21 protein-coding genes and 1 pseudogene are annotated in these 23,719 nt (G+C 43.2%); 11 read left to right on the top strand and 11 right to left on the bottom strand.

All coding sequences use genetic code 11. The features are described from left to right. Positions 1-77 precede the first annotated feature (77 nt). The 3 genes from JKP82_RS03495 to JKP82_RS03485 form a co-directional block, all read right to left on the bottom strand. Complete coding sequence (locus JKP82_RS03495; RefSeq protein WP_159532465.1) at positions 78-971, bottom strand: SDR family NAD(P)-dependent oxidoreductase; 894 nt, start codon at positions 969-971, stop codon at positions 78-80. Between the two features lie 770 nt (positions 972-1,741). Further along, the gene (locus JKP82_RS03490) at positions 1,742-2,050 is read right to left on the bottom strand and encodes a putative quinol monooxygenase (protein WP_218395887.1); all 309 of its coding nucleotides are present in this window, start codon (positions 2,048-2,050) and stop codon (positions 1,742-1,744) included. Beyond that, entirely contained in the window at positions 2,047-2,262 is a 216-nt protein-coding gene (locus JKP82_RS03485) for a DUF2798 domain-containing protein (protein WP_218395885.1), read from the bottom strand. The genes JKP82_RS03490 and JKP82_RS03485 overlap by 4 nt, the downstream gene beginning before the upstream one ends. Before the next feature lie 87 nt (positions 2,263-2,349). Here JKP82_RS03485 and JKP82_RS03480 point away from each other — a divergent pair, with 87 nt between their 5' ends. After that, positions 2,350-3,210 (top strand): LysR family transcriptional regulator, encoded by an 861-nt coding sequence (locus tag JKP82_RS03480; protein WP_159532471.1) that lies wholly within the window; start codon positions 2,350-2,352, stop codon positions 3,208-3,210. A 96-nt stretch (positions 3,211-3,306) separates the two neighbouring features. Here the strand turns inward: JKP82_RS03480 and JKP82_RS03475 are convergent, their stop codons facing one another. Continuing rightward, complete coding sequence (locus JKP82_RS03475; protein ID WP_159532473.1) at positions 3,307-3,582, bottom strand: DUF1330 domain-containing protein; 276 nt, start codon at positions 3,580-3,582, stop codon at positions 3,307-3,309. A gap of 107 nt (positions 3,583-3,689) precedes the next feature. On the opposite strand from JKP82_RS03475, the gene JKP82_RS03470 reads away from it, so the two are divergent. Then, positions 3,690-4,604, top strand: a complete 915-nt coding sequence (locus JKP82_RS03470) for a LysR family transcriptional regulator (RefSeq protein WP_232370661.1) — start codon at positions 3,690-3,692, stop codon at positions 4,602-4,604. Positions 4,605-4,735: 131 nt separating this feature from the next. Here the strand turns inward: JKP82_RS03470 and JKP82_RS03465 are convergent, their stop codons facing one another. The 3 genes from JKP82_RS03465 to JKP82_RS03455 all read right to left on the bottom strand — a co-directional run bounded on the left by JKP82_RS03465 (position 4,736) and on the right by JKP82_RS03455 (position 7,098). Next, positions 4,736-5,428, bottom strand: a complete 693-nt coding sequence (locus JKP82_RS03465) for an SDR family oxidoreductase (protein WP_218395884.1) — start codon at positions 5,426-5,428, stop codon at positions 4,736-4,738. A gap of 74 nt (positions 5,429-5,502) precedes the next feature. Beyond that, positions 5,503-6,054 (bottom strand): type 1 glutamine amidotransferase domain-containing protein, encoded by a 552-nt coding sequence (locus JKP82_RS03460; protein ID WP_159532477.1) that lies wholly within the window; start codon positions 6,052-6,054, stop codon positions 5,503-5,505. 309 nt (positions 6,055-6,363) lie between these two features. Next, a complete protein-coding gene (locus JKP82_RS03455) occupies positions 6,364-7,098 on the bottom strand; it encodes a MauE/DoxX family redox-associated membrane protein (protein WP_159532479.1) in 735 nt (244 codons plus the stop codon). Positions 7,099-7,585: 487 nt separating this feature from the next. Between JKP82_RS03455 and JKP82_RS03450 the strand changes: the two genes are divergently transcribed. Beyond that, a complete protein-coding gene (locus tag JKP82_RS03450) occupies positions 7,586-8,299 on the top strand; it encodes an alpha/beta fold hydrolase (protein ID WP_159532481.1) in 714 nt (237 codons plus the stop codon). Between the two features lie 179 nt (positions 8,300-8,478). On the opposite strand, the gene JKP82_RS03445 is transcribed toward JKP82_RS03450, so the two are convergent. Continuing rightward, complete coding sequence (locus tag JKP82_RS03445; RefSeq protein ID WP_218395882.1) at positions 8,479-10,293, bottom strand: DUF885 domain-containing protein; 1,815 nt, start codon at positions 10,291-10,293, stop codon at positions 8,479-8,481. Between the two features lie 510 nt (positions 10,294-10,803). Between JKP82_RS03445 and JKP82_RS03440 the strand changes: the two genes are divergently transcribed. From JKP82_RS03440 to JKP82_RS03430, 3 genes are all read left to right on the top strand, one after another. Further along, complete coding sequence (locus JKP82_RS03440) at positions 10,804-13,365, top strand: TonB-dependent receptor plug domain-containing protein (RefSeq protein WP_218395880.1); 2,562 nt, start codon at positions 10,804-10,806, stop codon at positions 13,363-13,365. A gap of 216 nt (positions 13,366-13,581) precedes the next feature. Continuing rightward, positions 13,582-13,821, top strand: coding sequence for a hypothetical protein (locus JKP82_RS03435; protein ID WP_218395878.1), 240 nt, complete (start codon positions 13,582-13,584; stop codon positions 13,819-13,821). 34 nt (positions 13,822-13,855) lie between these two features. Then, a complete protein-coding gene (locus JKP82_RS03430) occupies positions 13,856-14,056 on the top strand; it encodes a hypothetical protein (RefSeq protein ID WP_159532489.1) in 201 nt (66 codons plus the stop codon). Positions 14,057-14,106: 50 nt separating this feature from the next. Here the strand turns inward: JKP82_RS03430 and JKP82_RS03425 are convergent. Both JKP82_RS03425 and JKP82_RS03420 read right to left on the bottom strand, forming a co-directional pair. Next, positions 14,107-14,595: pseudogene (locus JKP82_RS03425) on the bottom strand (FUSC family protein); the annotation flags it as partial. 80 nt (positions 14,596-14,675) lie between these two features. Continuing rightward, positions 14,676-15,185, bottom strand: coding sequence for a MarR family transcriptional regulator (locus JKP82_RS03420; RefSeq protein ID WP_159532491.1), 510 nt, complete (start codon positions 15,183-15,185; stop codon positions 14,676-14,678). Between the two features lie 199 nt (positions 15,186-15,384). Here JKP82_RS03420 and JKP82_RS03415 point away from each other — a divergent pair, with 199 nt between their 5' ends. Together JKP82_RS03415 and JKP82_RS03410 are read left to right on the top strand one after the other, a co-directional pair. Beyond that, positions 15,385-17,997, top strand: a complete 2,613-nt coding sequence (locus tag JKP82_RS03415; protein WP_218395875.1) for an excinuclease ABC subunit UvrA — start codon at positions 15,385-15,387, stop codon at positions 17,995-17,997. Between the two features lie 126 nt (positions 17,998-18,123). Continuing rightward, positions 18,124-19,080, top strand: coding sequence for a YihY/virulence factor BrkB family protein (locus JKP82_RS03410; RefSeq protein ID WP_159532495.1), 957 nt, complete (start codon positions 18,124-18,126; stop codon positions 19,078-19,080). Between the two features lie 81 nt (positions 19,081-19,161). Here the strand turns inward: JKP82_RS03410 and JKP82_RS03405 are convergent, their stop codons facing one another. Next, positions 19,162-19,599, bottom strand: coding sequence for a hypothetical protein (locus JKP82_RS03405; protein ID WP_159532497.1), 438 nt, complete (start codon positions 19,597-19,599; stop codon positions 19,162-19,164). Positions 19,600-19,985: 386 nt separating this feature from the next. Between JKP82_RS03405 and JKP82_RS03400 the strand changes: the two genes are divergently transcribed. From JKP82_RS03400 to JKP82_RS03390, 3 genes are all read left to right on the top strand, one after another. Beyond that, entirely contained in the window at positions 19,986-22,010 is a 2,025-nt protein-coding gene (locus JKP82_RS03400) for a RecQ family ATP-dependent DNA helicase (protein ID WP_218395873.1), read from the top strand. 255 nt (positions 22,011-22,265) lie between these two features. Then, the gene (locus JKP82_RS03395) at positions 22,266-22,814 is read left to right on the top strand and encodes a YaeQ family protein (protein WP_159532501.1); all 549 of its coding nucleotides are present in this window, start codon (positions 22,266-22,268) and stop codon (positions 22,812-22,814) included. 81 nt (positions 22,815-22,895) lie between these two features. Beyond that, on the top strand, positions 22,896-23,636 hold the full coding sequence (locus JKP82_RS03390) for a glycosyltransferase family 25 protein (protein WP_218395870.1): 741 nt from the start codon (positions 22,896-22,898) through the stop codon (positions 23,634-23,636). Positions 23,637-23,719 lie beyond the last annotated feature (83 nt).

Here is a 23,719-nt window from a genome sequence, read left to right as displayed (position 1 = left end):
TTTTTTACCGCTAAAATGATAGTTAAAAAGTAAGGCGTTTATAAAAAGCACAGCTCTCAATAAGCAAATGCGTCTAATTAAAAAGTGACGATGTCATCGTCAATTAAATGGCCTACCACAGGGCTGTTTTCAGCATCGACAAACCCGTTATCAATCGCTTTTGCGCGGCCGCGGGTTACCTTGCGATAGTTTGGATGCGTGTAAATGTACATTTGTTTTGAACGCAATGCTTCCAACACACGTTCAGCTAACATTGATACAGGAATTCCCGACTCCACCGCTATGGTGGCAGCTTTAGCCCCTGCTTTTAGTTTTTCTTTATCGATACGTTTTTCAGTGGCTACCGCGTATTTTTCTTGTCTATTACGATAAGACTCATGAATACGAGTTTTTACGAATGCAGGGCATAATACTGACGTATGAATATTGAAGGGCTCTAGCTCTGGCATCCAGCTTTCAGTCATTGAGACTACTGCGGCCTTAGAGGCACAGTATGCGCCCGCGTATGGCATACCCATCATGCCCGCCATCGATGCCACGTTTAGCACCCAGCCCCCTTCACCATGTTCTTTTATGGCAGGAACGCAAGCTTGGGCTCCATACAACACGCCCATTACATTCACGTCCATTACCCAGCGCCAAGTTTCAGCTTCTGAGTCTTCTATTTTTCCAGGAGAACCACCCACACCTGCGTTATTGATGACCATATGAATTTTGCCAAACGCGTCTTTAGCTTTTGCAACAACGTCTTCCCACTGGGCATAATCAGTTACATCAAGTGAGCAGGTTATTAACTTGTAACCCTTAGCACGCAAACCTTCGCTAGATTGTGCAAGGGCTGCAGCGTCGATATCGCCCATAACAATATTCATTCCCTGCGCTGCTAATGCCTCACTTAGGGCTAAGCCAATTCCACCCGCTGCGCCCGAAATGACCGCGGTTTTACCTGAAAATTCATTAGACTGAGACATCTGCTCTCCTGTTGACTTTATTGCCGAAGCACGTTTAATTACTGCAACTGCCGTTTGCCGCCATCACTATGACCGAATGCAGATAAGGCCAATCGAGAAGCAAAGCATAAATAGTGAGTTGTTCAGCAAGTAGACTAATCTGATGGCGTAAGGGTAGATACTTTATTTGGCTAATTTCAGATACTTCATGAAATCAATAATGCGGGTAGAACCAACTAACGCTTTCTATTGAAACGAGTAAAAATAACGCATTTTTATTATTCCAAAATATCACTTCGCTATGAAATATGACTGATATTCAAAAATATTTAGTCTGTAAGCCAAACATGCGCTTCTCTACTCATCGCAAAAATCGGCTGACTTAGCGGTTGTTTATTTCTACTTAATTTTTAACTGCGAGACAAGCATAAAACCCTGTCAATAAGCGAACACTTAGAAGACTTATCGGTAAAAGCGGCGTAAGCATTGCCAATGTTGCGCACGTTCATTTAATTACCCCGCGTAATTATCGAGGATTTTTATTTAAGTATGGCCAGCCCCCTTCAATTGATGTTTTTTGCAGTCTGCTTTTAAAGCATTTGTGCAGAAGCTTCAACGTTGCACCCCGGGTGTAGGGGTAATTTTGTGGATTGCAAACGCAGCATTGCTGCGTAACGTAGCATTGATAGACAGCGGCACAAGGCCGACTCAAGCGAGTTTGTTAGTGCGCTACACAATACATTGTTGTTGAGCCTTTTTGAGTTAAATTTATTTATGTAGCGATTTAGGTGCTAGCTTGCCTCAATGGGCAAAAGGTAGCGAATTTCCGGTGCTGTTGCCAAAATGGTTTCATACAGTGCAAATACCGACTTGGTATATTCTTGCGCGTAATGAAAGTCTAAGTCGGCCTGGCTTTTAAAGTGCTCAACTAAAATGTATTGGCCATTTTCTCTATCTTCAAAAATATCAAAGCGAATACATCCTGGCTCTCCTCTAGTGGGGAGTAGAAGGCACTGAAGCGCCTCTACTCCCTTTTCATAATAGCGTGACTGTGGTTGAATAATGGCAACAATATGCACCGGTCTGTCGACTTTTGTCATGAATTTGATCCTATGATTTTTTGGGTTAATAATTTAATTGGCTTAGCAAGGCCGTATGCAGCCAAAAAGGCCATGGGATAAGCCTTGATGAATGCCATTGACCAATCTGACAGAAACGTATCTGTGATCCCTAAATTAATAAAGGTCACCCAACCGGACATCAGTCCTGACAGACAACATGAAAACAGCGCAGTAAAGATAATTCTTTCCATCCATTCCTCCTTTGAGCGATGTTAGTGTATACCTATGTCGCTCGGTGAGAATAAGCGAAATGGAAACCTTAGATTGCAGGAATTGATGTGCTAGACGACTTAACGCTTTTTATCGAAGTGATCCAACGAGGCAGTTTTGCCAAAACGGCGGAAGATTTACGTATATCGCCCTCAGCGTTATCAAAACGTATCGCAAAACTTGAAGTACGACTTGGTACCCCTTTACTCTCACGTTCGGCCAGAGGCGTAGTGCTAACTGCATTCGGTAAAATGGTATACGATGATGTTGCCGATGTTATTTTACGCGTAAAACAAAAGGTGCAAGCTTACGACAGCACACAGCTAAATATGCTTAGCGTGTTATGCCCACAAAACTTGGTAGCCGGCCCGCTATTTACACCACTCAGTGAATTTCAATTTACTCACCCAACATTACAACTGCGTATCGAGCCCGACAACCGCAACGTATTAACCAGTCAAAAGCAATTTGATATCGCGTTTCGTGTGGGCGATCAGCAAGATTCTTCATTAATTCAAAGAAAAATGGGCAGCGTTACTGTTCACGTTGTTGGAAGAAATAAGAAACTGAATACCTCTCACCTTTTTGTACCCTACACCATCAAACAAATTCCCAACGCTGAGCAATTTAATGTTTTAGCCAGCGCGTATGACTATACGCATTACGTGGGTGATATTACGCTAGCGAAACAGTTTGTGGCGTCGGGAAATGGGGCTGCACTGTTACCAAGTACTGAAATTCAGACACTCATAGATGATAAAACGCCTGAGTTGCAGTTTCATAGTGAGCAGTTATTTACTCGCCCTATCTATGCATTGTGGCCCAACTCCTCTAGCCCAAGTGCTCAAGCGCGTGAATTAATTGAAAATGTTCATTGCTACTGTAGTGCCAATCCATCGTTGTGCGGCGGCGCCTTGCCTATAGGTTAATAGAACAAAACTTACTCATCTACGCTAATATACGCAGGCAGAATAAAGGGCAGCCAAGGCTCGGCTCCCCATTATTAAAAATAGTCACTACCTTATCTACACCAAATGAAATTGGCTATGCATACCTAAATCGCGAAGGGGGACAATGGCTTGATACGCCGCACTGTTGTACCACGCCTTTGCGCTTTCATTGTCAGGAAACGCAATGACAGCTTTCATCGGATGCCCAGCCTCACCATGTAATACCTCTATATGACCTTTGGCAATAAACTCTCCGTTAAACGGCTTTAATGTTTCGGCTGCTAAAGCGCTATATTCCGCTATGACAGCTTTATTTACTGGGGTTAGGTCAACGACAACTAAACTTTGCATCTTTTGGTTCCTTATTACTGACTATTTAAAAACTGCTATTCATCTCTTTTCGTTGACTCAAGATAAACCCGTAATACATATTGAACAATAAGCACTATTTGAACACTTTGTTTAATATTATGAACACCGTAAAATTGGCCCCGTTATTACTTATTTTTGTTGAAGTTGCGCACAAGCGATCGTTTACATTAGCGGCTAAAAAGCTAGGATTGAGCAAATCTGCGATTAGCCAACAAATTACAAAATTAGAAAGTGAAATAGGGCAACAACTTCTCATACGCAACACCCGCGGCGTAATTCTGACTGCCGTCGGCGAGACGCTACTTGCGCGCAGTGAGCTCCTTAGTGAGCAGATAGATCTCACCGTTGCAGAACTGGACAATGCAAAAAGCCAACCTAGTGGCTTATTTAAAGTATCGGTTCCCCCTTTTTTCGAAAAAGACATCGTTGTACCTGCGTTGAAACAGCTATGTATAGAATTCCCGAAACTTACTCCACAATTATTAGTTACGGGTAGATGGCAAGATTTGATAGAGAATAAGTTGGATGCCGCCATCTTTGGCGGCAATATTAAAGATTGTGATTATCGTGCGCTGTCAATTGGTAAAGTGTCAGAAATATTTTGTGCTTCGCCTCGATACATAAAGCAGCACGGCAGTATAAACAACATAGAAAAATTGCCAGAACACAGATTTATCGCTACTGAATGGCAACACGGTACGTTACATTTATTTGATAATAGCCATGCCAATGAAGTGCTGATTGACGTGCAACATTATGCAAGAACCAATACCCCCAACACGGCCTTAGAAATGGTACTAAATGATATGGGAGTGGCTTTGCTACCAGAGTTTCTAGTTCACTCTCTTTTGGCCGAAGAGCAGATTAAAAGGGTGATACCAAGCGCTCGAGGAAAAGCGTGGCATTTTTATTTCCTTCATCAGTATAGAGGCGAAAAACCGCTTCATGTGACGCGTTTTTATCAACTTTTTAAACACTATTTCACTAAAGTTAATGGTTAACCTTATCTCCAAATTATATGCGACCAATAGGGGGATATTTTAAACCTTTAAAGTATATGGCAGCGGATGTACATACATCCACTGCCATATATATACCTTGATATTACAAGCAATTAAGCCTGTTAAGTCGTCTACGATGTTGGCATAACGTACACTTCTCGTACGCAGGCCGAATCGCTAGCTGAAAGGGCAAACGCAACCGACTTTGCAATATCTTCGGGCTGAAGTTTATCTTCCTTGGGCTCATCAAAGAAAGGGGTGTTAACCATTCCAGGGCAAATTGTGGTACACCTACCGCCCCACTCCCTCATTTCTTCCGCTAAATTTTGGCCAAAACCGTAAGCAAACCATTTACTAGCCCCGTAAACCGAGCCTTTTAATGCAATACGCCCTGCCACCGAGCTTGTTAGAATAAAGTGGCCTTTAGTCTTTTTCAGCAAAGGTAGCCCAAGCTTTGCGGTATACAGCAAGCCGTTCACGTTTGCGCCTAACATACTTTGCCACTCTGCAACGTCGCCGTTCTCAATACCGGCACTCTTTGCACCCGTACCCGCATTCGCAAATACGCCGTCTACGTGGCCATAGTGCTGAGTTACTTTGCTAAACGCGTTCTCTAAATCGTTGAAATCGCTCACATCGGCAGTAACCGCAAAGGCATTGGCCTCGCCAAGCTCTGCCACCAAATCGTTGAGCTTGTCTTCACTTCTGGCAATTAAGGCAACTTTATTACCTTCATCTACTAGCGCTTGCGCTGTTGCCTTGCCAATCCCGCTTGACGCACCGGTAATAACAATCACCTTTGAACCTGTTTTCTGGCTAAACATGCATACTCCTGTTAAATCTAATTACTTTCTCGCCTAAAGTTCCACCTGTGAGGTTCTATTCTCACTTTACAAACCTAAGCAATGAGTTGACTAATTTTCTCTACAAAAGCAGGGATGTCATCTGGGTTCCGACTAGTAACTAATTTGCCATCTTGTACCACAAGCTCATTTTTCCAGGTAGCACCAGCATTAATTAAATCTGTTTTAATACTGGGAAAAGAAGTAACTGTACTGTTTCTTGCTAGCTCAGATTCAACCAGTAACCATGGCCCATGACATATAGCAGCAAGGGCTTTAATGCGAGGTTCTGCGTGGGCTTGCTTAATAAATGAAACCGCATCGCTATTAGTACGTAAGATGTCTGGGTTAATTTGGCCGCCAGGCAGTACCAGCGCGTCGTAATCACTTGGCGATACCGAGGAAACTTGAGCATCTACCGATATTTGTTTACCCCAATTCCCCTCATTCCATGCAGTGATACTGCTTTGATCATCAATTGAAAGTATCTCTACTATAGCGCCTTGCTCGGTAAGCATATCTTTTGGCTGCACGAGTTCGCTCTGCTCAAAACCATCGGTAGCTAAAATAGCGATTTTTTTGCCTTCCAAATTTTCCGGGTTACTCATTATAAAACTCCTATTTCTACTCAACGTTATTGCCGCTTCCCATTCAGTTGTTTGCATGAAGCAAAGCTGAAAAACGAAGGTTACTCGGATAAACACTCATCAGTGGTACACCTTCTAAGCTGGCAATTCGAATAACAAACTTATATGTGTAACTTTTGACTGCAATAACCAAACCATCACCCAAAACACCTTAAGCGACTGTTTATATTAATTTTTAATTTATATTAAAAAGTTTTATCGCTTTAGCCGGAACCTTTGGCGTACGACTTTTTCAGCATTTATGAAGGTTTTACATGAGGATGAAACTAGTTACGTATAGAAAAACATCAACAGAGCGCTGGCTATCATAAACAGGTTTTCAGTTAGCGAAACAAAGCCCAATGGCACGTTGCTGTCGCCCCCTACGCAGGCACACTTGAGCTCACGTTTATCGAGGTATACCGCTTTAACCACTGAAACCGCACCCACCGTACCTATAAATAGGGAGAACGGCGCCACCGCTAATGCGGGCAGTTGCGCCACCATACCAATACCAGCAAAAGCCTCTACGAACGGGTAAATATAGGCGTATCGTAGCCACTTCATGGCTAGCAAGTCGTAGGTAATAAATGAATTGGTAAAGCTGAATAAGTCTTTGAGTTTTTGTACTGCCAGTAACGTCATTGAAAACGCGATAAACAGCATGAGAGTGCGAATGGAAAAGTACGCACCTGCTACCGTATATTGAAATGCTAACGCTAATAATGCAGCGACCGAAAATATGGCTATTACTGGGGTATAGGTGGTACCCGTTTGGCCCGCTTCGCCTTTTCCAAAATAGGTACGAAGATCGTCGTACCCTCCTATACGCTCATCATTTATAAACGTCTGTGGGGTTGTTTTAACATTGTGCTTTGCCTTCAACGCGTCGGTTTCTTCCCTAGAAGTGAGAGGGCGATCATCTATGTCATACCCTTCTCTCTCTAGCAAGTCTTTGGAACGCAAACCAAACGGACAAATATGATCATCGGTCACCATTCTGTACAAAATTGCAGTTTTACTCATCATGCTCTCCTTTGTCTCACTCGCGCCAATAGCTAACAGAAAAGGTTGTAGTTAATGTCGCAATCAGCTCCAAACTCGTCTTTACTCAAACCTAGCCATAAGCTTGAAAGAGTTCGGTCAGGTTATTAGTCACACCAAACTCCCCTGCCTCAAACCTGCCTCAAAATTAAATAGCGAGAAGAGAACCGTCATGTGAAATCCTTACGCGAATAGTTCATGAAGCTGTAAATTCCTCACAATTAACGGCTCAAACCTTTCTGTTCTAGGTACAGTTATAGATACCGTTACAATATCTATACCGAAATGTACTCAAGGTTATTGTAGGAATTATCGAGTATGTCTCTCTGGGGGTAATCTGTCGGATGTATCTCTCGGAGAAATCTGTAAGGCAATGACGCGCAATCAATTGCTGGCCTTATCGCCTAGAGCGTAGAATATTCATTCCTTTCGTTATAGAGTGAATAGAACTCTCGAAAAGGCATTTAAAATGACATTCGTATTTTTACATGGCTCAGGTTGCACGAATAACGTGTGGGCGCACCAAGTATCGTTTTTCAACAACAGCATTGCTTTAAACTTTCCTGGGCATCCTGATGGCGAAGCATTACTTGATGTAAAATCCATTGCTCAATGGGTGCTTAACACCGTGGAACAAGAAGATTTAACAGACGTGGTGTTGGTGGGTCATTCTTTAGGAAGTGCCGTAGCCATGCAGGCTGCTCTGTCGGCTTCAAGCGAATCAACGACTTTTGATTCAAGTAGACTTAAAGCAATGGTGCTAATAGGTGCGGGCGCTAAATTAAAAGTAATGCCACAACTGCTTACGTCACTAGCAACGCTTATAGAAGAAGGCGGAGCATTCCCCGATTACCTATTGGCTTCAAACCAACAACTGCAAGAGCCGTTAAGAACTGAGGTGAATTCGGCAATCGTTAAAAATGGCGCCACTGTGATGCTGAAAGACTTTACGGCTTGTGACAACTTTGACGTTATGCAGGATATAGGTAGCATTACATTGCCAGTACAGCTTATTGTGGGTGACAAAGATATTATGACACCGGTGAAATATTCTGAGTTCCTGTTAGGCCAATTACCTAACGCAAAGCTAAACATTATAGAAAATGGCACCCATATGGTGTTTGCAGAACAACACGATACAGTGAACGGTTACATTCTGGAGTTTGTAAACGGATTAACCTAGTCTGTTTTCCCTTAGACACTTATTAAAATCTACTTATAAAAAAAGGCGTTACGCTAAGCAGTAACGCCTCGTGGTTATTAAGCTACTTTGGCTTTACCTAGCCGGGTTAAATAGCCATCGTTAATAGGAATCGTCGGGCAAGCCTTCTGCCAATTGCTTAGTTTGGTATTATCAACACTTTAATTAAGCGTGTCGGCAATATACTTATCGATAATTTGCTCTAGTACATCTAATGGCACGGCGCCGTTTTTCAGAACCGCATCGTGGAATTCGCCTAGAACGAATTTATCACCTAACGCTAACTTCGCTTTTTCCCGAAGCTCCAAAATTTTCATCATACCTACTTTGTAAGACGTTGCTTGCCCTGGCAGCACGATATAACGCTCAATTTCAGAGGTGACGTCAGACTCGGCCATGCCTGTATTAGTTAGCATGTAGTCTATGGCTTCTTCACGCGTCCAGCGTTTCGCATGAATACCGGTATCTACCACTAGCCTTACTGCCCGGAAAAGCTCGGCTTGTAAGCGGCCGATATTATCAAACGGATCGTCTTGAAAGCCGAGTTCCCACGCTAAGCGTTCTGAATATAGCGCCCAGCCTTCAATGTAGGCCACGAAGGGAGCTACGGTTCTAAAAATAGGTAAACCTTCCAGTTCCATTGCAATGGCAATTTGAAAATGGTGACCCGGAATGCCTTCATGATAGGCCAGCGTTCGCATGCTGTAGGTAGGTGTTGCTTTAATATCATAAAGATTCGCAAAGAAGACGCCCGGACGAGACCCATCAAACGCGGGCGCTTCATAATACGCACCTGGAGCTGTTTTTTCCTTAAACTCTGGAATACGTTTTACTTCCATACTCGCTTTTGGGCTTACCAGAAATGCATCGCCCAAACCTGCTTCAATTTCATCGAGGATAGTTTGGTAATCGACTAGAATTTGCTCTCGACCATTATCAGTATCTTCATAATAAAAGCGCTCGTCTTCTGCTAGCGTATTTATTGCTGCGGTAAAGCCTTGGCTAACATCAAACCCTTCTTGCGCTAAAATTGCTAAGATCTCAGCCTGTATTCGGTCAACTTCTGATAAACCCACATTATGGATGTAGTCGGCAGAGTAATCAGTGGTAGTGAAGAAACGCAGGGCCAGTTTATAAGCTTCATCTCCCCCCTCTAAGTGCCATAAGCCATCATCGGTTCCCGCTTTTGCCTTAAGGCCAACAAAGTAATCAATAAGCATTTGGTAAGTAGGATAAACCGTATTTTCTATTTCTGTAGCAACGTTATATAAAAGCCCATCATAGTCAGCTTCAACAATTGCATCAGACGCTTCCATGCGGCGCTGCACCGAGGTATACAGAATATTTTCTTTTACTGGCCTATCGATAAACCCCTGCATTTCGTCAATAACTCGCTGAATAACAAAGCGTGGTGGGAGGATATTCTTCTCTTCGCGCAACTTCATGCCTTCCAGCATTTGAGTAAAATAGCGCTTACTTTCACTTAAACGACTAATGTAGAAATCAACGCTTTCTACATCGGTAATCGGGTGCTGCCCATCCATAAAGCTAGGAAAGTTGCTCTGTGCCCCTGACATTTGGTTAAAGGGGTAACTATGATATTGGTACTTTTCGAACCCGCTTAAGGTGTTGAGTAAGTACAGCGCGATGTCTTTGGATAATTGCTGATCTTCATCCAAATCTTCATACTGCACAAGCACATTTTTAACCTGCATAAGCTCATCAAACGTGGCTTGTGAAGACGCTAAACTGGCATCGTCCAAATGGGCGTTATGACCTTTTATGCCCATACCATCTAACACGCCAATTGAGGTCAACGTTTGGGGGCTCTTCAATGCCTGCTGAATAAGGGTTCTATCTAAAAATACGCGAAATGAAAATGGCTTTTCAGCATTCCACTCGTGTGTACCCCAGGCGGCTGCACCCAGTATAATTACCAGCAGACCTATGCCTAACCATTTAAAGAAAGTTTTCATCTGTATCCCTGTTATTGTTATTTGTTCTATACAATTTAGACGCTGAAATTTGCGTTTGCGAGTTCTACATTATGCAGGTAAGCAATAAAGTCAATTAAAAGAAAGACAAAGCCAATTTAAGAGATTTCTTCCATACGTAGAAGTTAAAAAACTTTATAGAAAGATTTCGTCCTCTTTCGCTTTCTGAAATGAAATGCTTCATCGCGAAAATTCGACATGCCGCCGCTTGAAATACACGTCTCATCGAAACTATTAAAAATTTACAACTTTAGTATTGTATGACTAATTGATTTTGTGCTTAACTCAGCTCCATAAACGAAACTCGTTTATCACATCTAATAATTATAAGTCTTATCAGACAACACGGCTTTTAGCTGCACCCCGCAACAGAAAAGAAGTAACAGCAGTATGCGTACCAAAAATACGTGTAACTCGTGCATGCAAAAGCACTGCGCTACTGCAACGTTCATTCGCTTTAAAAATACACTTATAAAAATTCAGGAACACACAATGCAACAAGCAAATTTTAACGCTTCTGTTTTCAAGCTTTCCTTGATCGCAGGTGCTATAGCGGCTATACCGTTTTCAACGTCGGTAATGGCTCAAGAACAAACCAACATCGACGAGCAAGATGTTGAGCAAATCCAAATTGTTGGTTCGCGCCGCGTAGGCCGCACTGTTAATGACTCTCCGGTACCTATCGATATTATCGATGCATCTTCCATTGAAGCCACCGGTTTAACCGAAACCAACATGATCCTCAATTCGTTGTTGCCAAGCTTCAACTTCCCGCAACCTTCTGTTACCGATGGAACAGACCATGTTCGCCCCGCTCAGCTTCGTGGCTTAGCGCCAGATCACACACTAGTATTAGTGAATGGCAAACGCCGCCATACTTCAGCACTACTTAACCTAAACGGTTCTGTGGGCCGCGGCTCTTCTGCTGTGGATTTAAATGCTATACCAGCTAACGCGATTAAGCGCATTGAAGTATTGCGCGATGGTGCAGCGGCTCAATACGGTTCAGACGCCATTGCTGGTGTTATCAATATTGTATTGAAAGACGCTAGCGAAGGCGGTGAAGTATCAGCCACTTACGGTGCAAACGTAACTACGATGGACGGTGTGCCTAACCTTGAAGGCGTTAGTGCCGATGCAGACGGCAACCTTGCATTTGATACAGGTTCAGATCATGAACTTACCGACGGACAAACCCTTACCCTTCGTGGCAATATGGGCTTTGAATGGGGCGATGACGGATTTGTAAACGTTTCAGCTGAATACCGCGACCGTGGTGAGTCAAACCGTTCAGACTTCGATACTCGTGAAAACTATGCTCGTGATGCTGATGGTAATTTAGATGAAAGAGAATTCACAGTTAACCGCTACAACCACGTATACGGTAATGGCGAAGTAGAAGATTACGCGCTATTCGTAAACGCGGGTAAAGCTATTAACGACAGTATCGAATTTTACGGTACGGCTGGCTTTAGTTCACGTGATTCCATTGGCGGCGGTTTTTATCGCCGTGCATCAGACAGCCGTAACATTACTTCTATCTACCCAGACGGTTTCTTACCTTCTATTCAAACTGACATTCAAGATATGTCGGTACTAGGCGGTATTAAAGGTTACGGCGATGTGTGGAACTACGATTTGTCACTCACCCACGGTGGCAATGCACTAGAGTACAGCGTAGTAAATAGCTTAAACACTTCTCTTGGGCCAACAAGCCAAACGAGTTTTAACGCAGGTGAGCTAGAATACAACACCACTATTATTAATGCTGACGCATCGCGACTTGTGGACACTGGCTACTTCTATAGTGAAATGAACTTCGCTATGGGTGCAGAGTATCGCCACGAAAGCTATGAAATTACCGCAGGTGAAGAGAACTCTTATATTCAGGGTACATTTGGCCCGGGCGGCGTAGTTACCGACCCTGTTGATGGACCTTTTGGCGCTGCCGGTTCACAAGTATTCCCAGGCTTTACACCTGAGTCAGCAGGTGAAAATACCCGTCACAACTACAGCTTTTATGTGGATGTAGAAGCCGATGTGCTTGAAAACTGGAATGTGGCAGTAGCAGGTCGTTTTGAAGACTATTCAGATTTCGGTAGCACGTTTAACTGGAAGCTCTCTAATCGCGTTACTGTTACTGACACTTTTGCACTTCGTGCCTCGGTTTCAACAGGCTTTAGAGCGCCTTCCTTACAACAGCAGCATTTCACCTCTATTGCTACTGTGTTTGTTGACGGCGAACCCACTGAAACCGGTACATTTGCAGCTTCAAGCGACGTAGCTCAAGCGTTAGGTAGCCCAGGTCTTGATGCTGAAGAATCAGATAACTACAGCGCAGGTTTCACCTATTCGCCTACAGCGAATTTCAACCTAACCGTAGACTTCTATCGCATTGATATTGACGACCGAATTGTACTGTCTAACAACCTATCGGGCGATGCTATTGAAGCGTTACTTGAAGGCACAGGTGCTAACCAAGCTCGCTTCTTCTTAAACGCGATTGATTCACGTACTGAAGGGGTAGATATTGTTTCTACCTACACGTTGAATACTGCCGACTTTGGTGCGTTTAACTTCAATGCTGGTATTAACTTCAACGATAACGAAGTCACCGACATTATAGATGCGCCAGATGTACTTCAAAATGCGGGTTTCGACCAAAGTAACTTGTTCGACGATGTTGAACTACGCCGCTTTGAAACAAGCTCGCCAGATAGCAAAGTGAACCTTGGCGTAACTTGGTCTTATGACCGTTATAACGCTACTTTGCGCAACACACGTTACGGCGAAGTTGAAGATCCGTCTTCTATTGAAGCACGCAACGAAATCATTCCTTCTGAGTGGATCACAGATTTAGATGTTCGCGTAGCCCTTACTGACAACCTAGCGGTATCGGTTGGTGCGAATAACATCTTCGATGTTTACCCAGAAGCTACACGCGATTTAGTTGATGACGTAACGACCTTCTCGATGATTTTCCCATACTCAGGTTTCTCACCGTATGGTTTCACAGGCCGTTATGTTTACGGAAAAGTAACTTATAGCTTTTAATTAATCTTGTAAGGTAGAACTAAACAAAAATGCCGGATGTGAAAACATCCGGCATTTTTATGCTCTACTTTTCCCCATCAAAATTATATGCGGTAAATTCGTATTTAACCTCCCTACACGGCAAGAACTATTCTCAAGATCAGTTACCTTTGTTAACAAGCATGAGCATTGTAAGTGCTCCCACTTTTGGGTTAACACTTTTAGAAGGAATTAATAATGGAAGTTCTTACAAATAATGAGGTAGACCTTGTATCAGGCGGATGCGCAGAGCACTGCTGGGGCGATTTTAGCGTAGCAGGATTGGCTGCATCGATGGGAGCTGGAGCTCTAGGCGGTGTCCGTGGTGGTGGCTGGGTTGGTGCTGCTATAGGTGCTATTTCTGGTGGGTTAGGATATGCAGGTAGTAAAGTTGGCGACAAGATGTCCGAGCGCACCACATTTACAACTGATGAGTAATTTTAGGGGCTAAGGACCCTTATTAGGAGCCAATATGCTGAAGAATATTAAACAGATTATAAGCTATATCCTTTTTATGGCATGTATTGTTGTTATCACCGTAACCACCGTAAAGATTGTAGAAATGATCTGGCCTTTAGAGAATGCTAAAACGCTCTTGGTGATTGTGGTCGTTTTTGTGACCACGTTCATTTGCACCCAAGTAGCAAAAAAGTATGGCTTATTTACCCGTTAGTTTCCGCTTTCGATAAACACTCGGCTCAAGCCCTTGGTCATTCTACTTTGCTATTCATATGTATGGTGACGGGTAACACTAAAGCGGTTCAAAATGTGATGCATAACGTAAACGGCACTCAAACTAAGGGCAATTGCCACGGCCACAGAGCTAAAACGGTAAAGCGCGCTGTAAACTAAATCTTGGTTGGGTGTTAGCGAGTTTCCAAACAAAATACCAAACGTGGTTAGCACACCAAACCCAATGCCCGGCATCCCGCCACCTAAAATATGACAGCGGCTAAAAATGAACGCTAAAATCCACAATACGAGTACCGGAAAAAGTAAAAAATCACTGTGATTGTACAAAAACAATTGCGCCAGCAGTGCTAAATTACAACCAATGAGTGTACCAATAGCCCGTTGCCACCCAGCGAGACTTGCCGCTTTCCAGCAAAGCGAAAATAGAATAAGTACCGATGAAGCTTGTGCCGATATAGAGTCTTGTAAATCCAGCGCTTGAAACACCACAAACGATAAAGTTGCTACACTTGCACACAAAGGTATCGGCAATAAGGTAGTAAATAAAAACCAGCACGAAACCAATTAAAGAAAATCTTACGTAAAGCGAAAATTTCTGATCAGGTGTCATTAGTCCCCTCCTCTAATTTACTTGCTCTGCGTGTTTCCTGTAGAGAAATACAGTCCGAGGCATTTTGTTCTATTTGCAACAGCGCACACGCCATTGCGTCTAGCTGCTCATGGGTTAACCCTGCATAAAACTGCTGCTTAACATCCGCAATTTTTTCATTTAGCGAATTCAAAACAACGCGACCGTCTTGAGTGAAATATAGTTTTTTGCTTCGCTTATCGTTGTTATCAACTTGGCGGCTAATCAGCGACAGCTCTTCAAGCTGCTTTAATGTGCGAGTTAACGACGGCATTTCTATGCCCAAACTTTGCGCTAGCGCTAATTGGGTAACCCCTTCGCCAATTAAATTGATATGCATTAACGCGAGCCATCTTGATTGCGTTAACCCCAAGGGCTCAACAGTTAACGTAACAGCTTCTCTGCATAACCGGTGTACTCGGCCCATCTTTCCAACAAGCGTAAAATCTAGCGTTTCGTGAAACGGCTTTAGAGCAGACATACACACCTCAAAGTTACTTAGCATGCTAACTACAACGACATTACTTAGCACGTTAAGTAAATAAAAAGCCGCATTTACGTTTCCTGCACGTGACTTTTTATGGTCTCCAAAATGATCGTTATAAATACCTTCAGTCTACTCATTCTAGGTTCGCCTTATTTTGTAAGGTTGGAAAAGCATTAAGGATGGTAAGGGAAGCATGACAACAACTAACGATAATTTTCTGCAGGTGCGTGGTGCGCGAGTTCACAACTTAAAAGGCGTGGATGTTGATATTCCCCGAAACAGGATTGTGGCCTTTACGGGCATTTCTGGCTCGGGTAAGTCCTCACTCGCCTTTGGCACCTTATACGCAGAAGCGCAGCATCGTTATTTAGATTCGGTTTCTCCTTATGCAAGAAGGTTGATTGATCAGATTGAAACGCCCGATGTAGATAGTATTGAAGGCTTACCACCTGCGGTTGGGCTGCATCAGAACCGCGGAACGCCTTCAATTCGTTCATCGGTAGGTAGTATCACCACCATTTCAAATAGCCTGCGTATGCTGTATTCCCGTGCAGGTGATTACCCCACAAATCAAAAAATCATTTATGCCGATGGATTCTCGCCAAATACCGTTGAGGGTGCCTGCGAGAAGTGCCATGGCATTGGCACTGTGTTTGATGTAACCGAAGACAAACTGGTGCCCGACCCTACCCTTACCATTCGTGAAGGAGCCATTGCTGCCTGGCCTGGTGCTTGGCAAGGTAAAAATTTAGTGCGGGTTCTACTGTCGTTAGATATTGATGTCGATATTCCTTGGCAGGAATTACCCGAATCTACGCGAGATTGGATTTTATTCACCGACGATACACCCCAAGTACCGGTATACAGAAACTATAACTTGGCTCAGACCCAAGCCGCGAAGGAAGAAGGCGAACCCGCCAGCTATAACGGTAAGTTTATTGGCGCTAAACGCTATGTACTTGAAACCTTCAAAACCTCTCAAAAAGAAAAGATAAAGCAAAAAGTAGCGCAATATCTTGCCGTTTCAACGTGCCCACAATGCTATGGAAAAAAGCTTAAACAGGCTTCACTATCAGTAACGCTTTGCGGCCTAGACATATCCGCCTTCTCTCAACGTTCGTTGAGCGACGTGGTAGAACATTTGAATACGCTACTTGATACAGCCAAAGCCCAAAACAACGAACGGGCACTGGTTATTCATAACATTGCTAAAGACATCGTGGCTCGTATCAAACCCATCATTGCTCTTGGATTGGGGTACCTGTCACTAGAGCGAAGCACTACGACGATTTCAGCCGGTGAATTACAGCGGTTACGGCTAGCCACCCAAATAAAATCAAAATTGTTTGGCGTGGTATATATTATGGATGAGCCATCGTCTGGCCTGCACCCGAACGATGTAACCGCATTGCTAGACGCATTTGATGCGCTAGTAGAAGCAGGTAATAGCGTATTTTTGGTTGAGCATAATCCCCGTGTCATTAAACACGCTGACTGGGTTGTTGATATCGGCCCCTATGCAGGCTTAAACGGCGGTGAGTTGGTATATAGTGGACCTGTCGATGCATTGGAAAAAGCATCGAATTCAATAACTTCGCAATACCTTTTCAATAACGCTTTAGCCCTTAAGCATCACAACCGTGCCCCGAAAGGCTGGCTATCATTAAAAGCCATTAGCAAAAACAACCTTGATAATATCGACTGCGCGTTTCCCCTTGGCACTATTACCACAGTAACCGGCGTATCAGGCTCGGGTAAATCAAGCTTAGTCAGCCATGCACTGGTGGAGTTGGTGAAAGCGTCACTTGGCACTAGCAATACGCCCGACAAAAACGCTGCTATTAATAACTCTGCCGGCAAAAGCGCCGCTAGCAATAACCCTGCAGCAGTTATTACCGAAGCCACCTTGCTGGAAAGCAACGAAGAGCAGCCTGCTAGCGGCTATATCGATAGTGGCAATAATAATCATGGTAGTGAAGGTGGCATTCAAGATGGCAGCGCAGACAACAAAGTAAGTGATGCAGAACAAATAAAGCGATTAGTCGTAGTAAACCAATCCCCCATTGGCAGAACGCCCCGTTCAAATTTAGCGACTTACACAGGGCTATTCGACCATGTGCGCAAACTATTCGCCGCCACACCATTAGCGAAAAAACGACGCTACGATGCAGGTCGATTTTCGTTTAATACCACCAAAGGAAGGTGCGCCAACTGCGAGGGAGTAGGCTTCGTATCGGTAGAATTACTCTTTATGCCATCGGTGTACTCCCCCTGCCCGGTTTGCGATACAAAACGCTACAACCAAGACACATTAGACGTTACCTGGAATTCATTATCGATAGCCGATGTACTGTCGCTAAGTGTGGCCGAGGCACACAACATATTCGCTAATGAAGCCCCTGTTTTTCGTGCGCTCGATGCGCTTGTGAAAGTGGGCTTGGGCTACTTACGATTAGGCCAACCCGCCACCGAACTTTCAGGGGGAGAAGCACAACGAATAAAACTGGCTACCGAGCTGAAAAGAGCCGACAAAAAACACACCCTTTACGTACTAGACGAGCCCACAACTGGGCTTCACCCTGCAGATATTTCATTGTTAATGAAACACCTAAATACATTGGTGGATGAAGGCAGCAGCGTGGTAATGGTAGAGCACAATATGCAAGTTGCGTCATCTAGTGATTATATTATAGATATTGGCCCAGGTGCTGGTGATGCTGGGGGAAACATAGTGGCCAAAGGCACTCCAGAAGATGTTGGTAATTGTTCAGAAAGTAAAACAGCGCCCTTTATCAGGCCTAACTAGCATTGTTGGATACGATACACGCGTGCGGCAAATATAAGTACCATTGAGCTAGCAGGTATTTTTTATAATCTTACTTGTTCTCTGCGCTGTATAAACCTTATAGACGAGTAAAGTGAACGGAATTACATGAGCACAACGCAATCTACTCAAGCAGAGTCTGCTTTGGGGTTAACGCTAAAAAATTGGTGGAGTATTGTTAAACGTACATTTACCAACATCCAAAGCCATAACATTCCCCTTATCGCCGCAGGCGTTGCGTTCTTCTGCTTACTGGCTATATTCCCTCTTCTTGGTGCAACCATTTCCTTATATGGCTTAATAGTGTCACCCGAAGAGTTACACAATCATATGGCCTTACTGGTCAACGTAGTACCTAGCGACAGCAGCTATATCATTGAAGAACAGCTTAAAAACCTCACTCAAAAATCGAATTCAGCACTGGGTTGGGGCTTTTTCCTAACGCTTTTTTTATCACTGTGGAGCAGCAGTAAAGGTGCAAATGCACTTATTACCGCGTGTAATATTACCTACATCGAAGACAATGGCAGAGGCTTTTTTAAAGGCTTAATCGCCCGCATAACCGGCACCATTAGCGTGATAGCCACGGTCATTGTTGCGCTAGTTTGCATTACTGTTCTTCCGGAAATGATAAGTTGGTTTTCTAGCGGCTTAATAAGCTTCAAGCAAGCGTCATGGATAACCTGGCCTGTATTGCTGCTGCTCTTTAATATTGGGCTATCTGCACTATACCGTTACGCTCCTCATAGGCGTTCAGCGCAATGGCGGTGGGTTACACCAGGGTCGTTATTCGCCACCTTATTATGGATTGCCGCGTCTTACGGGTTTTCTATTTATTTAAATGAATTCGCCAGCTACAACAAAACCTATGGATCAGTGGGCGGTATTATCATTCTACTCATGTGGCTGTACTTAAGCGCCTACATCATACTTATTGGCGCGGAAGTAAACTCATCAATTGAGCTTCAAACTACCGCAGACAGTACCGTGGGTGAAGACAAGCCTATGGGTGAACGAAATGCCGTGGTGGCAGATAATACGCCGGAAGATTTGAAAGAGAATTGATGTAACCGGCTTATCGACGCACTTCTAATAAATATAAACAACTCGGCTAATTCTTATCGAAAGCTAACATTTTATCTTATGTCAGTTAATTGGTATTTTGAGTGAGCGGCTGTCATCGTCCCACAGCAGGTTAAAGCGCTGTAGGTAATCCTTCCTTTCGGATGCACACTTTACAAACTTAGCCATATCATCGCTATTATTTATACACTCAGGAGTTTCTTTATAAAAGTTATTCCAAGCCACTTTTTTTGCCCCCTTAAAGTTATGATAGCTACTTACCAACACATTTCGAGTGGTCGGGTAATTACGCAAACTCGGTTGAGCTTCCCTCTTGGGGTTTCTTTGATTACTAATATAATTCTGTGTGGGAGTTGATGACTTGGCAGTGCTGCTGTTTTTTTCGCTACCTAAACATGCTAGAAACTGAGCCTTAGCTTCGCGATGATGTGAGCGTCTAAGCTCTGTTACTTTGTCCCGTAAAAGACCGTTCCAATGATCTGCTGCTGCTTTCTCTTCCATACAGCTCTCTTTGGCAAATAGGTTAATTGAAAAAGTATTCAGTACCCAAAATACAAAAAATAGCTTCAAGCAATCCATGCGTTTAACTCCAGTATTCTAATGCTCCGCTGAGTTTCCATGACGTATTTAACAGCGAAAGAACAGTGCAGATGAATAACATCCTATAAAACAATATTACGAGCCGATGTTATGTAAATCCAGTAGTAACTTTATCTTTTCTAGAAAAATTTTTGCAAAGAATTAGTGTGCCACCCGTCTGATGATCTCACGACTGGGGTGCACTAATCTTCACAAATGAACTTAACTATAGCTGTGCCTTTAAAACGACTAACATATTCTTAATTGCTGTATCATGCCGTAAAACACCTAAAGGAATGCGTTGCCAAATGATTTCGAACCATACCCAAACATTGCAAGACCTATTTGGTTTTTCTTCATTTCGTAGTGGTCAGCAAGAGGTTGTAGATAGTCTGCTTAATCAGCGCTCATCGCTTGCCATATTTCCCACGGGTTCAGGTAAGTCGCTGTGCTATCAGTTTGTAGCAACGCAACTACCACATTTAACCTTGGTAGTGTCGCCGTTGTTGGCGTTAATGAAAGATCAGATCGCCTTTTTACATAGTAAAGACATTGCTGCCGCGAGCATCGATTCAACACTAACCGCTGAACAAAATAAGCAAGTCATGAACGACGTGCGTTCTGGTGAATGCAAAATACTCATGGTGTCGGTAGAGCGTTTTAAGAACGAACGTTTTAGGCAGTTTATAGAGTCGATTCAAGTTTCAATGTTAGTGATTGATGAAGCCCACTGTATCTCTGAATGGGGGCACAACTTTCGTCCTGATTACTTGAAACTACCAGCCTATCAGCAAGAATTAAACATTCCCTTGGTGTTACTGCTGACTGCGACGGCCACTAAAAAAGTGAAGCTTGATATGGCGCGTCGGTTTGATATTGCGCCAGAAAATATTGTTCAAACAGGATTCTATCGGCCCAACCTTAATTTAAATGTACTTCCAGTTGTAGAAAAGAATAAAAACCAAGCCTTACTGGAAGAACTTCAGCGCCAACAAGGCGCGGGTATTATATGCGCGGGTATTGTATATGTAACGTTGCAACAAACCGCCGAACAAGTCGCACGCTTTTTACAACAAAATGGGGTCGCAGCAAGCGCCTATCATGCCGGACTAGACAGCGATATTCGCCAAAACATTCAACAAGATTTCATGGTAAACAAGCTACAAGTGGTAGTGGCCACTATTGCGTTTGGCATGGGCATTGATAAATCTGATATTCGTTTTGTTGTACATTACGACTTACCCAAGTCTATCGAGAACTACAGCCAAGAAATTGGTCGAGGTGGCCGCGACGGACAAAACGCTAACTGCACTGTGCTGGCCAACCTAGATGGCCTAGTGACAATTGAAAACTTTGTTTATGGCGATACGCCAGACAAATCCGCTATTGAACGGGTAATTAAGGACATTGCCAGTCAAGCACCTGAGCAAAGCGCTAGCTCTTCATACGTTAACTCAAGCATCGATGTATACCAGTGGGAAACACAAATAAACAGCTTATCTACCTTAAGCAATATTCGTCAGCTTCCGCTTAAAACCTTGTTAGTACAACTAGAACTCGCCAAGGTTATTCGCCCTTTATACGCCTATTTTGCCGAATTCAAATACCGTTTTAATACCGGCAAAGCCGATATTCTCAACTTATTTAGCAAAGAGCGAAGCGATTTTCTAAACGCCGTTTTCACCCATACCGATATGAAAAAAGTATGGGGTGTAGTGAATTTCGACAGCATTTTTGAGCACTACGGTGCTGAACGCGCAAGAGTAGTAGCGGCGTTAGAATATTTACACGAACACAATCATATCGAGCTAGCGTCGCGGTTAATTACCGATGTGTACGAGGTTAATCAGCAAGCACTGTTAGCAGATGATCTACCCAATAGCCTAGCCGAAAACCTCGCCCACTACTTTGCTGAAAATGAACGTAAAGAAGTAAAACGTATTGCCGCCTTGGTACGGTTCTTCGAGCTTAATACCTGTTTAAACTATAACTTGTCGGCCTATTTTGATGACCAACAGGCTCCACAAGAATGCGGCCACTGCAGTGTGTGCAATGGTAAAGTGGCCAAATTAGACTATTCAACGCCTATCCCCTTGCCAGATAAAGAACAAGTAACCCAGGCCATGGCAGCCCTTAACAGTCACCTTGAAGGTAAGTTTAACGAAACCATCACTGAATCTATCTATTGCCGTTTTTTAACCGCCATGACCATGCCTTTATTTACCCGTTTAAAAGTAAGACAAGTTGTAGGGTTTGGCAGCTGCGAGTTTTGCAGATATGCGGATGTGAAAGCCGTTGTTACCGAGATTTTAGATGAGGGCGCTAGGCCTTAATACCTGTTACCCCTAATATCTGTTACTCTACGCGGCAAATATGCGCGGCATATAATCTCAGTTACACCGTGTCGCAGTTACACCGTGTCGCAGTTACACCGTGTCGCCCAATTCGTATACTTGCATAAACACGCTACCTAAAAGTGCTAGCACCAGATAACAATAGTGCGGGCGCTAAATAAAGATAAGTAAAAAGACAAATAATACTAGCGTTAGGCCTTACATAACGCGCTCAGCATAATACTCAGGATTACCATGGCTCTTAAAGCAACCATTTTTAAAGCGGATATATCGATTACCGATATGGATCGCAATTACTACAATGAGCACAATTTAACTATTGCTCGCCATCCTTCTGAAAACGATGCACGCATGATGCTTCGTATCGTGGCTTTTATTGTAAATGCTCATGAACAGCTGCAGTTTACAAAAGGGTTATCTGACGACGAAGTGCCAGACATTTGGCAAAAGGACTTCAGCGACGTAATAGAACTGTGGATTGAGTTGGGCCAACCTTCCGAACAACGCATTAAAAAAGGCTGCAATCAAAGCCAGCAGATGATGATTTATGCTTACGCAGATAACAGCTTCGATGCTTGGTGGAAGAAAGAACAAAACAGCTTGCGCACCAGAAAGAACTTATCGGTTTTCACCTTGCCAGAAAGCCTTTCTACCTCGCTAGCTAACGCCGTAGACCGTTCAATGCAAATGCAAGTAACGGTGCAAGATGGCCAAATTTGGCTAACTATCGAAAGCGCTGGCAATAGCGAATGTATAGAAGTGGAAATTGAAAAGCATTTGTAATTTTTCTAACGGTACAGAATGGATAGCCGATAGATGCTGATCTGGCTGACATAATGCTGCAATAAATACCTAATAACATGATTGGATTATGATTCTTCTATCAATATCCAAGTGAAAATTCTACTAATTAACTTGCCGGAATCCGTTGACCGACTCAATTTGTTTACGCAGAGCGCAAAGCACTATTCAGCTGAATTTTCAGTCATAACGGCAATTAAAGGCTCGTCAGATAACGTTATGCACCAAGGATATTCAAAGCGTGCTAACAAGCTAAATTACTATAAAAAATTAACCCTAGGGGAAATCGGCTGCTTTATTAGCCATAGAAAAGCCTGGTCTTTTATTGTCGAGCATAAGCTAGCGTTCGCCGTAGTACTAGAAGACGATGTGATGTTTGAGCATAGCTTTCAACAACTAGATAAAGTAATAGATAAAATCAACGAGCCTTGGGACTACATAAACCTTAACGAAGTACATGAGAAACGTTCTGCGACAACCGTCTTCATGTCTGAAGGTGTTTCTGTGGTCAAATATAATAAATTACCTATTGGCGCTTCTGCACAAGTCATTTCCTATAGTGGCGCTGAAAAGTTGCTAAAATATACAGAATCTTTTTCTAGGCCCTTGGACGTTGAACTTCAATGGTTAGCAGTAGATAAAATAAAAGCTTTAGGTATTAAGCCTTACCCGTTTAAAACAAGAAAGCTACATAGCGACATTGACCAATTTGGTAGAAGAAATAGTGTAAGTGGGAACCCTGTTGTGAAAGTTTTTAATCTAATAAAATTTCAGGCTCACCTTTTTAAAAATACAGTATTATGAATATTAGTATTAAGGCGATAGACGCTTTTATTACTTACTCTTTGAAGTTTTGAATGTCGCTAATAACCAGTATTCACTCTTAA

Source organism: Alteromonas lipotrueae (genome assembly GCF_019249215.1).
In the GTDB taxonomy this organism is placed as follows: domain Bacteria; phylum Pseudomonadota; class Gammaproteobacteria; order Enterobacterales; family Alteromonadaceae; genus Alteromonas; species Alteromonas lipotrueae.
Note: the sequence above shows the minus strand (reverse complement) of the source record. Positions and strands in the feature narration are given on the sequence as shown.